The sequence below is a fragment of the Cytobacillus sp. NJ13 genome, from assembly GCA_030348385.1.
Classification (GTDB): Bacteria; Bacillota; Bacilli; order Bacillales; family Cytobacillaceae; genus Cytobacillus.
The window spans coordinates 1,911,828-1,926,322 of sequence record JAUCFP010000006.1; the positions used below are offsets into that span (position 1 = coordinate 1,911,828).

General features: G+C 40.8%; 13 protein-coding genes. 3 read left to right on the forward strand and 10 right to left on the reverse strand.

Features of this window, described 5'->3' with window-relative positions; all coding sequences use genetic code 11:
* Positions 1 to 2: 2 nt before the first annotated feature.
* Complete coding sequence (locus QUF73_09255) at positions 3 to 779, reverse strand: Cof-type HAD-IIB family hydrolase (GenBank protein ID MDM5226402.1); 777 nt, start codon at positions 777 to 779, stop codon at positions 3 to 5.
* A 616-nt stretch (positions 780 to 1,395) separates the two neighbouring features.
* Between QUF73_09255 and QUF73_09260 the strand changes: the two genes are divergently transcribed.
* Both QUF73_09260 and rnjA read left to right on the forward strand, forming a co-directional pair.
* Positions 1,396 to 1,608, forward strand: a complete 213-nt coding sequence (locus QUF73_09260; GenBank protein MDM5226403.1) for a DNA-directed RNA polymerase subunit epsilon — start codon at positions 1,396 to 1,398, stop codon at positions 1,606 to 1,608.
* A gap of 3 nt (positions 1,609 to 1,611) precedes the next feature.
* Positions 1,612 to 3,279: a ribonuclease J1 gene (gene rnjA, locus QUF73_09265; protein MDM5226404.1), complete on the forward strand. Its 1,668-nt coding sequence runs from the start codon at positions 1,612 to 1,614 to the stop codon at positions 3,277 to 3,279.
* Positions 3,280 to 3,389: 110 nt separating this feature from the next.
* Here the strand turns inward: rnjA and QUF73_09270 are convergent, their stop codons facing one another.
* From QUF73_09270 to QUF73_09280, 3 genes are all read right to left on the reverse strand, one after another.
* A complete protein-coding gene (locus QUF73_09270) occupies positions 3,390 to 4,049 on the reverse strand; it encodes a TrkA family potassium uptake protein (GenBank protein ID MDM5226405.1) in 660 nt (219 codons plus the stop codon).
* A gap of 127 nt (positions 4,050 to 4,176) precedes the next feature.
* A complete protein-coding gene (locus QUF73_09275) occupies positions 4,177 to 6,000 on the reverse strand; it encodes an ABC transporter ATP-binding protein (GenBank protein ID MDM5226406.1) in 1,824 nt (607 codons plus the stop codon).
* An 11-nt stretch (positions 6,001 to 6,011) separates the two neighbouring features.
* The gene (locus QUF73_09280) at positions 6,012 to 7,766 is read right to left on the reverse strand and encodes an ABC transporter ATP-binding protein (GenBank protein ID MDM5226407.1); all 1,755 of its coding nucleotides are present in this window, start codon (positions 7,764 to 7,766) and stop codon (positions 6,012 to 6,014) included.
* A gap of 339 nt (positions 7,767 to 8,105) precedes the next feature.
* Between QUF73_09280 and QUF73_09285 the strand changes: the two genes are divergently transcribed.
* Positions 8,106 to 8,966: a mechanosensitive ion channel family protein gene (locus tag QUF73_09285; GenBank protein MDM5226408.1), complete on the forward strand. Its 861-nt coding sequence runs from the start codon at positions 8,106 to 8,108 to the stop codon at positions 8,964 to 8,966.
* 107 nt (positions 8,967 to 9,073) lie between these two features.
* Here QUF73_09285 and QUF73_09290 read toward each other — a convergent pair whose 3' ends face one another.
* The 6 genes from QUF73_09290 to QUF73_09315 all read right to left on the reverse strand — a co-directional run bounded on the left by QUF73_09290 (position 9,074) and on the right by QUF73_09315 (position 14,491).
* Positions 9,074 to 10,198: an N-acetyldiaminopimelate deacetylase gene (locus QUF73_09290; GenBank protein ID MDM5226409.1), complete on the reverse strand. Its 1,125-nt coding sequence runs from the start codon at positions 10,196 to 10,198 to the stop codon at positions 9,074 to 9,076.
* A gap of 122 nt (positions 10,199 to 10,320) precedes the next feature.
* Positions 10,321 to 11,031, reverse strand: coding sequence for a 2,3,4,5-tetrahydropyridine-2,6-dicarboxylate N-acetyltransferase (gene dapD / locus QUF73_09295; GenBank protein MDM5226410.1), 711 nt, complete (start codon positions 11,029 to 11,031; stop codon positions 10,321 to 10,323).
* Positions 11,032 to 11,147: 116 nt separating this feature from the next.
* The gene (locus tag QUF73_09300; protein ID MDM5226411.1) at positions 11,148 to 12,032 is read right to left on the reverse strand and encodes a LysR family transcriptional regulator; all 885 of its coding nucleotides are present in this window, start codon (positions 12,030 to 12,032) and stop codon (positions 11,148 to 11,150) included.
* A 152-nt stretch (positions 12,033 to 12,184) separates the two neighbouring features.
* Positions 12,185 to 13,684: an MDR family MFS transporter gene (locus QUF73_09305; GenBank protein MDM5226412.1), complete on the reverse strand. Its 1,500-nt coding sequence runs from the start codon at positions 13,682 to 13,684 to the stop codon at positions 12,185 to 12,187.
* 145 nt (positions 13,685 to 13,829) lie between these two features.
* Positions 13,830 to 14,276 carry a cyclic-di-AMP-binding protein CbpB gene (cbpB, locus tag QUF73_09310; protein MDM5226413.1) on the reverse strand — a complete coding sequence of 149 codons (447 nt, stop codon included), beginning with the start codon at positions 14,274 to 14,276 and terminating at the stop codon, positions 13,830 to 13,832.
* 71 nt (positions 14,277 to 14,347) lie between these two features.
* Positions 14,348 to 14,491, reverse strand: a complete 144-nt coding sequence (locus QUF73_09315; protein MDM5226414.1) for a hypothetical protein — start codon at positions 14,489 to 14,491, stop codon at positions 14,348 to 14,350.
* Between the last annotated feature and the right edge of the window lie 4 nt (positions 14,492 to 14,495).

The window sequence follows — 14,495 nt, forward strand, 5'->3', positions numbered from 1 at the left end:
TGCTATATTAATTGAAGTTCCTTTAGTCCCTTCCAAATTCCTTCATCGTCAACGCCGGAGGTTACATGATCTGCTGCCTTCTTAACCACATCTTCTGCATTGCCCATTGCTATCCCGGTTCCGACAGCGTTCAGCATCTCTATATCATTTAGTCCATCTCCAAACGCGTATACATCCTTCAAATCAAACCCAAGCCTTTTTATCATTTGTTTTATCCCCTCAGCTTTAGACCCGCCTGCAGGCAAAACATCAACAGAGTATGGGTGCCATCTGATAAAGCCAAAATCAGGATATATAGAAGAAGAAATATACTTTTCCTCATCCTTTTCCTCACAGAACAGCAGCGATTGATATAATTCCCTGCCGCTGTAAAACTCACGATCTTCCTCAGGATGCGGGAACTTTAAGCTTCCCATGCTTTTCTCAATAAATGCATGGTGGTGTACGGAAGATTTCATCGTTTTCTCATTCATAAACACCAAAGGATGCCCGTTTGACTGTGCATGAAGATAGAGCTTTTCAATCTCAGATGATTTAAGAGGATTACGATAAATGGGTTCGTTTTCGAATACTACATATTGGCCATTAAAGCTGACAAATGAATCAATATCAAGTTCGCTGCGAAGACTTTCAAACATGAAAGGCGCCCTGCCGGTGGCAATTGCCACGAAAGTTCCGTTCTTTTTCAGTTTGCCGATTGCCTCTTTCGTACTGTCCGGCAAGTTTTTATCGTGATCCAATAAGGTCCCGTCTATATCAAAGAAAACAATCTTTTTCATTTTAAAATTAACTTCCTTTCAAGCGTTATTTTGCTGGCTGCTATTACATGATTTATCGTAATAAAACACTAAACCCACAAAGTTAAAAAGTCAATTTCCTTGCTATTAACAGATGGGATTTCCATTTTTACCCATGAGAGATTTACCTATTTTACCATATAATATAATTAAGAAAAGCTGAAGCGCCTTGCCCACCCCCGACAACTCGAGGGGGCAGGCTGCTTGCGCTAGACAGTTATTAAAAAGAGACCTCATTATTTACAAAAATCTGTTTAAAACGCCCTTGCTGCCTTTACTTTGGACAAGGATCGTTTAAAATAGAAAGTAAGGAGTTGATCCACTATGTTAAAGAAGCTGAGAAAGAAGCTTTTAAAACAGTGGAATGAAATGCTTCGAAAAAAATCTATTGCCTGACAAATTTGAGCCCTTCAAACTTGCGAAGGGCTCCTTCCTTATTGTAAATTGGTTATCAGTATACTTTTTTACATAGATTCGGGAGCATATTAGCACTGAGAAGAATTTATTATTCATATCCGGCAGGAAAAAACATGTAATACATGTTATTATTTTATATAATTAGATAAAAGTTTTTTTATCGGATTAAGGAGAGATAGAAATGATTTTCAAGGTATATTATCAGGATTCTAAGACAGAGGTACCGGTTAGAGAAAAAACAAAAACCATTTTTGTGGAAGGCGATTCTGAAAGAGACGTACGCAAAAAGCTGGCTGACCGCAACTATAATATTGAATTTGTAACATCTGTCCAAGGAGAATTCCTTGAATATGAAAAACAAAATGAAGACTTTAAAGTATTGGAGATTGAGTAATTTATGAAATTTGTTAAAAATGATCAAACAGCCGTTTTTGCCCTGGGCGGACTGGGTGAAATCGGAAAAAATACTTACGCTGTGCAATTCCAGGATGAAATTATCCTGATTGATGCTGGAATTAAATTCCCTGAGGACGAACTTCTCGGTATCGATTATGTTATTCCTGATTACACTTACTTAGTGAAAAACGAAGATAAGATTAAGGGATTATTTATCACTCATGGACATGAAGACCATATTGGAGGAATTCCATATCTCCTAAGAGAAGTTAACATCCCTGTCTACGGCGGAAAGCTGGCCCTTGGCCTACTGAGAAATAAACTTGAAGAACACGGACTCTTGAGACAAACCACTCTTCATGAAATCAAGGAAGACGATATCATTAAGTTCAGAAAAACTTCCGTGACTTTTTTCCGGACGACTCACAGTATCCCTGATTCATATGGAATAGTTGTTAAAACGCCGCCTGGACAAGTTGTTCACACTGGGGACTTCAAATTCGACTTCACTCCTGTAGGAGAACCGGCCAACCTGACAAAAATGGCTGAAATCGGAAAGGAAGGCGTCCTTTGCCTGCTTTCTGACAGCACAAACAGCGAAATACCTGAATTCACCATGTCAGAACGCCGAGTTGGCGACAGTATTCATGATATCTTCCGCAAAGTTGAAGGACGGATTATCTTTGCCACTTTCGCTTCTAATATCCACCGTCTGCAGCAGGTGACTGAAGCAGCCGTCACGAATGGGAGAAAAATTGCTGTTTTTGGAAGAAGCATGGAGGCAGCTATAAATATCGGACAGGAATTAGGTTATATTCAGGCACCAAAAGAAACCTTTATTGATGCGCATCAAATTAATAGACTTCCAGCCAACCAGGTGACTATCCTATGTACAGGAAGCCAGGGAGAGCCGATGGCGGCCCTATCAAGAATTGCTAACGGAACGCATCGCCAGATCCAAATCATTCCCGGCGACACTGTTGTATTCTCTTCTTCACCTATTCCCGGGAACACAATTAGTGTCAGCAGAACTATTGACAGACTTTCCCGTGCAGGTGCAGAAGTCATTTATGGCAAATTAAGCGATATTCATACATCCGGTCATGGCGGCCAGGAAGAGCAAAAACTAATGCTTCGTTTAATTAAGCCAAAATTCTTCATGCCGATTCATGGTGAATACAGAATGCAGAAAATGCATGCCAAATTAGCTGTGGATTGTGGAGTGGATGAAGAGAACTGCTTTATCATGGATAATGGTGAAGTCCTGGCCCTCAGCGAAGATTCTGCTCAAGTAGCTGGAAAAATACCGTCTGGTTCTGTCTATATTGATGGAAGCGGAATCGGTGATATCGGCAATATCGTTTTACGGGACCGCCGCATTCTTTCTGAAGAAGGTTTAGTGGTTGTCGTAGTGAGCATCAATATGAAGGATTTCAAAATTGCCGCCGGCCCTGATTTAATTTCCCGCGGATTCGTCTACATGAGGGAATCCGGAGATTTAATCAATGATGCACAGGCACTCATTACAAAACACTTAAGCAAGGTAATGGAACGCAGAACAACTCAATGGTCAGAAATCAAGAATGAAATCACTGACACACTTGCACCATTTCTTTATGAAAAAACAAAGCGCCGTCCAATGATTTTACCGATTATCATGGAAGTTTAAAAAACCTCCAGAGTATGCCCCATTCCTTTTTAAACCTAATTTAGGAATGTGTGGAGCTTCTATATGAAAAAGGCTGTATCGCTCATTTGAGAGATACAGCCTTTTTTAAATTAAGACATCACTTTCTTTTCAAAACGGTTGATATCTACGTCTGCTCCAATAACAATAAGGATGTCGTCAATTTGTATTTTTTCATTCGCCTGCGGAGATACGATAATTTCATTTTTTCTTTTGATTGCAACAATGTTGATTCCGTACTTTGCACGGATATCAAGATCCATAATGCTATGGCCAGCAAGTTTTTCATTAGCCACGATTTCTACTATGCTATGCTCATCCGATAGTTCCAAATAATCCAGAACATTATTTGAAACGATACTATGGGCAATCCTTCTGCCCATATCCCTTTCAGGATGTACAACATGATCTGCCCCTATTTTCCTCAATACCTTTGCATGATAATCATTTTGTGCTTTAACCGTAATCTTTTTAACTCCTACCTCTTTTAAAATTAAAGTGGTCAGGATAGAGGCCTGAATATTATCGCCAATCGCCACTATAACATGGTCAAAATTGCGAATTCCCAAACTCTTGATAACTAATTCATCCGTGGTATCGCCAACCACTGCGTGCGAAGCGATTCTCGCAAATTCGTTCACACGGTCTTCATTTACATCAATCGCCATTACTTCCATGCCTTCTTCAGCCAGAGCATGGCAGATGCTTCCTCCAAAACGTCCAAGTCCGATAACAGCAAATTCTTTTTTCATCCTATCTTCCCCCAGCAAAGTTAGCAATATAGACAATAATACCATAATAGCACAGACAGGAGTCTATCCATAATATGTTCCTTCCTGACAAAATAAAACCTCCGCTCGGAGGTTTTATTTTGTTCATTCACATTGCATCAAGCATATTGAATTGTGCTTTTACCAAATGATAATATTCACCTTTTGCATTCATCAATTCTTCATGATTTCCTTGTTCTAATATATTTCCATGATCCAGCACAAAGATTTGATCGGATTCACGGATCGTAGATAGCCTATGGGCAATAATAATGGCCGTTCTGCCCTTCAGAAGTGTTTTTAAAGCATGCTGAATTTTCACCTCTGTCTCAGTGTCAATACTGGCAGTAGCTTCATCTAGTATAAGAATGCGCGGATTTGCAAGCAAAGCACGGGCAAAAGAGAGGAGCTGCCTCTCACCCACTGATAATATATTTCCTCTTTCTTCCACTTCAGTTTCGTATCCCTTTGAAAGTTTTTCAATAAATCCATGTGCACCAACAGCTTTGGCTGCTTCCACCACTTTTTCGTCAGTTGCATCAGGTCTGCCAAACCGGATGTTATCATAGATTGTTCCAGAAAATATGAAAGTATCCTGCAGCACCACACTGATTTGCCTGCGCAAACTTGATAAGGAAACATCCTTTAAGTCATAGCCATCTATTTTTACAGAACCTCCCGAAGGATCATAAAAACGGCTGATTAAATTCGCTATCGTCGTTTTACCCGATCCTGTATGCCCGACAAGCGCCGCGGTTTGCCCTGCTTTTATCTCAAGGGAAACCCCATTTAAGGCTGTTCTTTTTTCATCATAAGAAAATGTGACATTCTCAAATTCTATCTTCCCTTTTAACTCCCGCAAATGAAAAGCATCGTTCCTTTCTGATACGATTGGTTTCTCATCGAGAAACTCAAAGATTCTTTCAGAGGAAGCCATTCCCATGAGCAGCTGGTTATAAACCATACCGAGCCGGGAAATAGGCTCCCAGAACATCCCTAAATAAAATGCAAAAGAAACAAATACACCGATCGAGATTGACCCATCCTGAATCAGATGTGCCCCAAACCAAATCAGTACAGCCGTACCCAGGGCATTGGTCAATTCAACCAGCGGCCTGAACATCGCATTTTTCTGGGATGCAATTCTCCAGCTTTCAAAATTTTCCGTATTCACACCATCAAAGAATGCCATATTCTCTTTTTCCTGTGTAAAAGACTGGGTAATCCTTATCCCCTGAATACTTTCATTTAAGTGAGAATTCAATTTGGATTGTTTTAACCGGACGGTTTGCCATGATCTGCGGATATTTCTCCGCAAACTAGTGGAAATAAAAAACATGATGGGCAGGATGACCATTATAGCCAGAGTCAGTTCAGGGCTAAGTGTAAATAAAATAATAAAAATCCCTGCCAGCATGATCAGATCCATCAGAAGATTTATGACTCCATTGGTAAACAGCTCCTGAAGCGAATTTATGTCATTCATGATCCTTACCAGTATGGATCCTGCCGAACGCTGATCAAAAAAACGATGCGAAAGCGTCTGTACGTGTGTAAATAAATGTTTCCGAAGATCATAAATTACACTTTGGCCAAGCTTATTCATCCATTTAATCCTGAAATAGTTTGCAGCATATGAAATGGTGTAGAGTACCCCAATCACTGAAACCAGAATGGCAAGCAGCTTGCCGTCCTTTTCAATCAAAGCTTTATCTAACGTATAAACACCGATTAAGATGGGAATTATCAGCCTGACTGCTGTATTTATTAATACCATAATAATAGAGAGCGGAAGTAAATTTTTTCTGTATGGCTCCATATAACTGAACAGACGCAGCATCTGCTTCCAATTAAATGGCTTCTCAATGACTTCGTCGGCAGAGTATTGAAATCTATTTAACACATTATCATTTTTAGTTTTAGTTTTTTTCAAGGAGGCACCTCCTAGCCTGCATTTGATTGGAGAACCTTATCACGGTCCTGATATTGAATATCGTATATCCGCTGATATGGGCCATTATTTTTAAGAAGCTTTTCATGTGTTCCCCGTTCAGCCACTCTCCCGTTCTCTAGTACAAGTATTTCATCTGCATGCTTCAGGGAAGAAATCCGGTGGGCAATGATAAAGGTAGTTCGATCAGACATTACTTCTTTCAAAGCTTTTTGTATTCTGAATTCTGTTTCCATATCCACAGCACTTGTTGCATCATCCAAGACTAAAATGCTGGGATCTGCACAGATGGCCCTTGCTATCGCAATCCTTTGCTTCTGGCCGCCTGAAAGCCCCATGCCCCTCTCGCCAAGTACGGTATTGTATTTATCAGGAAGCTCCATGATAAATTCATGTGCCTGTGCACGTTTGGCAGCTTCAATGATTTCCTCCATGGTGGAATCAGGTTTCCCAAATGCAATATTCGCTTTAATCGAAGAAGAAAACAAAAAAGATTCCTGGAGAACAAAGCCAATGTTTCTTCTCAGTGATTGAAGAGAGTATTCCTGCACGTTTACCCCATCAATAATCACCTGACCTTCAACCGGCTCATAAAATCTTGTCATAAGCTGTGTTAGGCTCGTTTTCCCTGATCCCGTCGAGCCTATTAACCCGATCACCTTTCCTGGCTCAGCATGAAAAGAGATACTGGATAAAGCGTCATTATCATCCTTGCTATATTTCAGAGTAACATTGCGAAATTCCACCTCACCCAGCAACCGTTCTGCTTTAACACTTGATTCTATATCCTCAATCTCATTATCTGCCTCAAGGATCTCAATGAGACGCTCTCCGGAAGCTTTTGACTGCGAAAATAGATTAACGATGAACCCAAGATTCATAATTGGCCACATAATATACCAGACAAGGCTATAAAAAGCGACAAGTTCCCCTGGCTTAAGACTGCCAGCCATAACAAGATAACCACCGTAAGCCAGGAGCAATACAACACTTAAATTGCCCAGAAACTCCATTAACGGAAAATACTTAGCCCAAATATCCGATGTAAAAAGATATTTATCTTTATAGTCACTGTTAGAGTCATTGAATTTATTAATCTCGAAATCTTCCCGTGATAATGACTTCACTGTATTAATTCCGCTTATATTCTCCTGGACTTTTGTATTCAGTCGCCCAAAGGATTTGCGGATGCTCCGGAATGCGGGATGCACAGCTTTATCGAATTTAAAGGTGACTACCGCCAGGAAAGGCAGTGTTATAAGAGTGACAATCGCCAGCGGAATAGAATAATAAAACATGACAGAAACACTGATAAGGATCAGTAAAACAAAACGAATGAGTTCAGAAAATCCGAATGAAAGAAAAAAACGGAACCCCTCAACATCTGCAGTAAGCCGGGACATTAAATCGCCTGTTTTTGCATTGTCATAATATCTAAACGGCAAGAACTGCAGCTTTTCATAAAGTACATTTCTAAGTTCATAGACCGATGTGATCCCAAACAAATCACCGGTGTACTGATGGATATAAGTCGCTGCCCCTTTTACAGCCATTATGGCAATGAATCCTAAAGCCAAATAAGGTATCCACCCATAATTCCCCCCAATGACAACCTCATCAATTGTCAGCTGCAGGATCATTGGATACACAACCGTTATCGCTGTCACAATAAATAGAAAGAATATGGACCAGATAAAGTAATGTTTAAATGGCCAGTAATATTGCTTTAACTTTTTAAATGTTTCCATCTGCATTCCCCCTTTAATTTGCGGAAAAATTAGAAAAGTTAGAACGTAATATTAAATATATCGAGTTTCGAAGTATTTTTCCACCCCTTTTTGTTTGATTTTTCCACTTTTTTTGAAGCCCATCTTTTTAATCAGTCTATTCAAACACCTAATCTATATTTATCCCCTTCAAAATCGGGAAAAAGGCTATTAATCCAAAGATCTTCAGATCAGTAATCTGATATTCCACATCCAGCGGTTTTATAGGGATGGCCGCAGGGCAGAAAGGCTAACCGTTTGCATATAAAGCCCTGTTGCGATAAAATGATGACTTTAATCATACTGAAAGGAAGCGTTAGGATGGAAAATCTAAATTTATCGCAAATAAATTGGGAAGCCCTGCTGATTGATACCGGACTTATTCTATTAAAACTTGCAGCTATCTATTTCGCCTTTTTAATCGTTAAGTCTGCTGGGAATAAAATCATACATAAAAGTTTCGAGGGAATCGGGAGGAAGGAAAGGATATCTCCGGGAAGATCGAAGACACTGCAAAGTCTTGCTAAAAACGTTTTCTCTTACGTACTTATTTTTATTTTTGCTGTTACGATCTTGCAGATTTTCGGTATAAAAGCAACTGCCATTCTTGCCGGTGCCGGGGTAGTCGGATTAGCAGTCGGCTTTGGAGCTCAGGGACTTGTCAGCGATGTAGTAACAGGATTTTTTATATTGCTGGAAAGGCAAATTGATGTCGGGGATTATGTTACAACTGGAAGTTACTCGGGAATAGTAGAGCAAATCGGATTAAAAACTACTCAAATCCGCGGTTTTGACGGAACATTGCATTATATCCCCAACCGGGAGATTACCAGTCTAAGCAATCATTCCCGCGGCAATATGCGCGCACTGGTTGATATAGGAATTTCTTATAATGACAATATTAATGAAGCTATCACAGTTCTTCAGGAAACCTGCGACAAGATCGCTGAAGAAAACAATGCAATTGTTGAAGGACCTAATGTCATTGGCGTGCAAACACTAGGTTCATCGGATGTTGTATTAAGAATTATTGCCAAGACAGAAAACATGGAACAGTGGGCTGTCGAACGGCAGCTGAGAAAAGCACTCAAGGAGGCTTTGGAAGCAAACGGAATCGAAATCCCATTCCCTCATCAGGTGCTCATTCAAAAACAGGCAGGGCCCGAAAGTGCTGCCGGATAAAACCGTAAGCAAAAAGCTGATTTTGCAGAACCTAAACAGGTGCTGTGAAATCAGCTTTTTAAACATTTCCAGTTTTTTTGTAAATACTTATTGCAAAATGAGCAGACTTATCCTTTATACCTTAAATATGCTGCAATCAATTCAATCGCTTTCCCGATTGCCGCTTCATTTGGATTCAGCCTGGCATGATGAAGTCCGTATTCTGAATCGACGCCAAGCCAAAACATGAAGCCTGGAATTTCTTCAAGCATATATCCGAAGTCCTCACCTGTCATCGCTTCCCGGCATTCAACCACGTTGATGTCTGTACTGGAGCGGACAAACTCCATGAATTCCTTTGTTAAGGTTTCCTCATTGTAAACCTGATGATACATGCTTCCGTAATCGATTGAAGCTTCGCATTCATACCCAACTTCAATTCCTTTGACTAGTGCCTGAATTCGGTGTTTTACTTTTTTCATTGAATCAGGGGATAGCGTTCGGACGGTACCTTCAAGCCTTGCTTTTTCAGCTATAATATTTTGCACGGTGCCACCTGTGATTTTTCCGATTGTAACAACAGCGCTGTCCAAAGGATCTATGTTCCTTGAAATGATGGACTGAAGCTGGCTGACCAGGGTACATGCTGCCACGACCATATCATTAGTATTATGCGGATATGCAGCATGTCCCCCTTTTCCTTTTAAATCAATGAAAAGTTCTGAGGTGTTTGCAAACAGCAACCCTTCTCTCAATGCGATTGTTCCAACCGGATATTCTGGAGCAATATGGAGGGCCATTATCATATCCGGCTTCCATTCCTTCATTATGTCAGTTTTAAGCATGGGTTCTGCTCCGCCAGGCCCTTCTTCAGCTGGCTGAAATATAAACAGTAAATCATCGTCAATGCGTTCTTCTAGGAATTTTGTTATTAGGCCAAGTGCAATCGACATATGAAAATCATGTCCGCAGGCATGCATTTGTTCACTATGCTCGGATTTGAACGGCAGGCCTGTTTCCTCAATGATTGGGAGACCGTCTATATCAGCACGATACCCAATCATCCTGGACGGATTCCTGCCGCTGATTTTCACAAAAACACCCGTTTTCCAAGTTTTAATTTCCATGCTTTCCTGAGGAAGAGAATACAGGTAATTTAATAGAAACTGCTGTGTTTTAAATTCACGGAACCCTAACTCCGGTATTTTGTGCAGCTCCCGCCGTAATGCAACGAATGGATTGTTTGTGACCAAAACTTTCTTCCCCCTTGTTAAAAATGCCCCTTATATTTCATTCACGCTATTGCAGTCTTGGGTAACCAAAAGATTTTCACCTTTAGAAAAAGCGCGGATCGAAATCCACGCTTTTCAAACTCTTATAATTGGCGAAGTTCCTGCTTAATTTCTGTTTTTGACTTAGTCTTTTCATCAATCTCTTTAATAACACGAGCTGGTGTTCCTGCCACCACTGTATATGGAGGCACATCATCAATGACAATAGCCCCTGCCGCAACTACGGCTCCCTTGCCAACAGTTACACCTTCCAGAACCACTGCATTGGCTCCGATTACTACATCATCTTCTACAACTACAGGTTTTGCTGAAGGAGGCTCAATAACTCCTGCCAATACAGTTCCTGCTCCAATATGGCAATTCTTGCCGACTGTAGCTCTTCCGCCAAGGACAACATTCATGTCAATCATTGTACCTTCACCGATCACTGAACCAATATTAATGGATGCCCCCATCATGATTACAGCGTTATCACCGATTTCAACCTGATCACGGATGATTGCACCCGGCTCAATGCGGGCTTTAATATTTTTCATATCAAGCAATGGAATCGCTGAGTTTCTGCGGTCATTCTCAATTACATAATCTTCAATTTTTGACTGATTTGCTTCAATCGCCTGGCTAATTTCAGACCATTCACCAAATACAACCCCGGTGCTGCCATTTATAAAGGCCTTTGCTGAGGCTCCGAAGTCGATTCCTTCTAATTCACCTTTAATATAAACCTTTACAGGTGTTGATTTTGTGCTGTTCTGGATAAATGAAATAATCTCATTGGCATCCATCATTTTCATATTAAGAATCCTCCTCTATGTATAACATTGCAACTAGCATTACTTTAACAAACAAAAGCGCTGAAAACAAGAAAAATAAATGGTCGTGACGAAAATAGAAGTTCATGGGTGATATATCATTTTCCTTCTTCTTCAATATGCTCCTTAATTAACTCAACAAATGCCTGCACCTGCTTAAGCTGAAAGGCGGATTCATATCCCAGCAGCCACGTATCACGCTTAATCGGCAAATTATTTTCATCCAGCAGCGGGATCTTAAAAATATTTTTCTCTGCACCATTCAGCGTAATGGCCGGGAGAATGGCATATCCTATTCCATTGAAAGTCATTTGCTTGCACGTCTCAATCTGATCAACTACTATTGTCCGTTTTGGGGACGTTTTGAACTGCCGCAGCCACCAATCCTGAATCTCCTGATAATAGTTGGAATCACTCTTAAACTGAATAAAGGGCCTGTCTGTTTCAAGGACCTGCTCCGGCCTTGTAATCTCTGTATCCACTAGATAAAGACTATCCTTAAATAAAGGGATTTTAATCCCCTTCCAGTCCGGAGTCCCTCTAATTATTCCAATATGAACCTGATCATCATAGAGCGATTTTAGTATTTCACTGCTCCAGCCGGTGATCAGAGAAATTTTTGCTTGTGGATATCGGCTGACAAACTTCTTAAGAACTTGAGGCAGCCAATTCTGCCCTACAATGGAAGCAACTGCTATTTTTAACGTGCCATGGACCTCCGAATTCAAGGCTGTAATTGACTCCCTGACCTTTTCTTCCTTCGCAAGAACTTCATTAATAAATTGTATTACGATTTCTCCAGCGGGCGTCAGTGACAACCCCTTTTGTGAACGGAGGAAAAGTTTGCTGCCCCATTCCTTTTCAATATTTACAAGACGCTGTGAAAGGGCTGGCTGCGAAACAAATAAACGTTCAGCCGCTTTTCTCATATTCATTTCCTGTGCCAGCACTGATAAAAGGTGAAATTCCGTAAGTGAAGACATAAACATCTTCCCTTCATAACTTTTTCTTATAGTATATCTTAATTGTATTTGAGTTTCATTATCATTGAAATGGACAGCAGTTCCTTAAATGCGTAAAGTTCTTTTGGAAATATAAAAATCTCTGCACGTTAAATGCAGAGACTTCTGGCCGCTTAATCGGCAATTTCTTTTTCATGCTTTGGGAGAGCAATTACCAATAAGAAGCTTATAACAGCAAATAATAGCACTGCATAGTACACCGAATGAAGTGAAACGGTGAGACCATTTTGCAGGAGTTCCTTCACTCCCGTATTCAGGCTGTTTCTCGCTTCTTCATTTAAAAGTACATTTGCTGAATCTAAAGATAGGCTTTCATCTATGCCTTCACCATTCTTCTGTATATATAATTTGATCTGGCTGTTCAGGATTCCGCCCAGCAAGGCTGCTCCTATAGTGTTGCCAAGGTTTCTCATAAACATATTGGCAGCAGTGGCAATTCCCCTTTGCTTCCATTCCACTGTACTCTGAATGGATACAATAAAAGCAGTGCTCGTTAATCCCATGCCTGCCCCGACCAAAAAGCTTCCCGCCGCTGCCCATACAGGTCCAGCTTCAGGAGTGAGTGTGACGAATAAAATACTCCCTGCAATTAAAAATACGCCTCCTATTACAGAGGTGCTTCTAAAACCAATTTTCAGAAGAAGCTTGCCGGCAGCTGCAGAAGCTATCGGCCATCCAATCGACATGGTCGTAAGTGTAAAGCCGGCTATAATCGGCGATCTTTCCATGACACCCTGCACAAATGCCGGCAGAAAACTGGAAATCCCTATCAGCATCACACCAGTTGTCAGTGAAGCCAAATTAGCAATTAAAATCGGCTTTTCCTTCCAAATATTAAAAGGCATCATTGGCTCAGCAGCTTTTTGTTCCTGCAGGATGAATAAAATAAAGGCAATCACACTAACCGCTAAAAGGCTAATTGATTCAATGGAATTCCAGGCCCAATTTGTTCCTCCCTCTACAAGCACAAACATTAGTGATGAAATGGAAACCGTTAATAGCACAGCTCCTGCATAATCGATCTGATGCTTTTTTCTTTCCACATTCTCATGGAGGAAGAGCCATAAGCCTGCAATAGCCATGATGCCAAGCGGAATGTTAACCCAAAAAACATATCGCCAGTTGACGAATTCAACAAGAAGCCCGCCTATTGCAGGACCCATGATGGCTGAAATTCCCCATACGCTCGATAAATAACCCTGAACCTGTGCCCTTTCCTCTTTTGTGTAAATATCCCCGACAATGGTGGTTGCAATCGGCATGACTGCTCCAGCACCAAACCCCTGGATTAATCGGAAAATGATCAGTGCAGTCATCGATTCCGCAAAACCGCATAGAATTGAACCAATTAAAAATATGATAATCCCGATGGTCAAAACGGGCTTCCGCCCAAATAAGTCAGAAAGCTTGCCGTAAATCAAAACAGTCACAGCATTCATTAACAGGTAAGCTGAAAACACCCAGCTATATAAAGCAAATCCGCCTAAATCCCCAACAATGGCAGGCATTGCAGTTGAAACAATGGTTGCCTCTATAGCCCCCATAAACATGGCGAGCATCACTGAAGCAAGCACAAAAGGCTTTTTCGTAACTTTTCTCTTTCCTTCCGGCATTTTTTTATGTAAAGTTTGACTCAAGCATTTCCCCTCCAAAATCAATAAAAACATGAATAACGCCTGCAAGTGACGGCAATAAAACCACCGGAACTCTCATCATTGAAAATAAAGCAAGCTCCCACTGCGGGGAGCTGAATGATGTTTAACGCTTATTTAATCGTCTGATGTGCTTATTTAATTGATCCAAAACTGTTCTGCGAGTCAGTATTCCCTCAAAGTAGCCTTCCTTGTTTTCTACACATATAAATGGATGGTCAACTAAAAGCGTGATCGATTGCTGTATCGAAGATTCAGCATCAAGCCGAGGGATATTTCTGTTCATAGCCTCTTCAACCCTTTTTTGCTCCAGCTGCTCAAATTCGATCCGCTCTAGCCCGAGAATGGAATCCATGATTATGGGTGTGCTGATTAAGCCCTGCAGCTTATATTGCGGATCTAAAACAGGTATTGCTGTATATCCGCTTTTCGTTAGCACTAAGAGGGCATGCTCCAGGTTATTGCCAACCTGAACATGTGCTACCCGTTCAGAAGGAATCATGAAATCACTAATGTTAAATTCTAAAAATTCCTCGCTATGGAGACTGATCATCGCCGAAAACTCCTCAAAAATTAGTTATACTTCTTAACCATTTTATCATAGTCTCTGGCATTTTGCCCCTATTAACCTTTGCTGGTTTGAATGTCTTTTACTTCATAGCCGCAGTCAGGACAGCGAAAAATAACATTTTGATTGGACTGTGCGGTTAAAACGGCATCGATGTCTTTTTCAGCCATGCAGCCTGGACATTTTACAACTGGCATCATTCTG

Bases quoted from the DNA above. Each gene is read 5' to 3' on its own strand.
- QUF73_09270 (MDM5226405.1), bottom strand. From the start codon at position 4,049: ATGAAAAAAGAATTTGCTGTTATCGGACTTGGACGTTTTGGAGGAAGC.
- QUF73_09305 (MDM5226412.1), bottom strand. From the start codon at position 13,684: ATGCCGGAAGGAAAGAGAAAAGTTACGAAAAAGCCTTTTGTGCTTGCT.
- rnjA (MDM5226404.1), top strand. From the start codon at position 1,612: ATGAAATTTGTTAAAAATGATCAAACAGCCGTTTTTGCCCTGGGCGGA.
- QUF73_09300 (MDM5226411.1), bottom strand. From the start codon at position 12,032: ATGTCTTCACTTACGGAATTTCACCTTTTATCAGTGCTGGCACAGGAA.
- cbpB (MDM5226413.1), bottom strand. From the start codon at position 14,276: ATGATCAGTCTCCATAGCGAGGAATTTTTAGAATTTAACATTAGTGAT.
- QUF73_09260 (MDM5226403.1), top strand. From the start codon at position 1,396: ATGATTTTCAAGGTATATTATCAGGATTCTAAGACAGAGGTACCGGTT.
- QUF73_09255 (MDM5226402.1), bottom strand. From the start codon at position 779: ATGAAAAAGATTGTTTTCTTTGATATAGACGGGACCTTATTGGATCAC.
- QUF73_09280 (MDM5226407.1), bottom strand. From the start codon at position 7,766: ATGGAAACATTTAAAAAGTTAAAGCAATATTACTGGCCATTTAAACAT.
- QUF73_09285 (MDM5226408.1), top strand. From the start codon at position 8,106: ATGGAAAATCTAAATTTATCGCAAATAAATTGGGAAGCCCTGCTGATT.
- dapD (MDM5226410.1), bottom strand. From the start codon at position 11,031: ATGAAAATGATGGATGCCAATGAGATTATTTCATTTATCCAGAACAGC.
- QUF73_09315 (MDM5226414.1), bottom strand. From the start codon at position 14,491: ATGATGCCAGTTGTAAAATGTCCAGGCTGCATGGCTGAAAAAGACATC.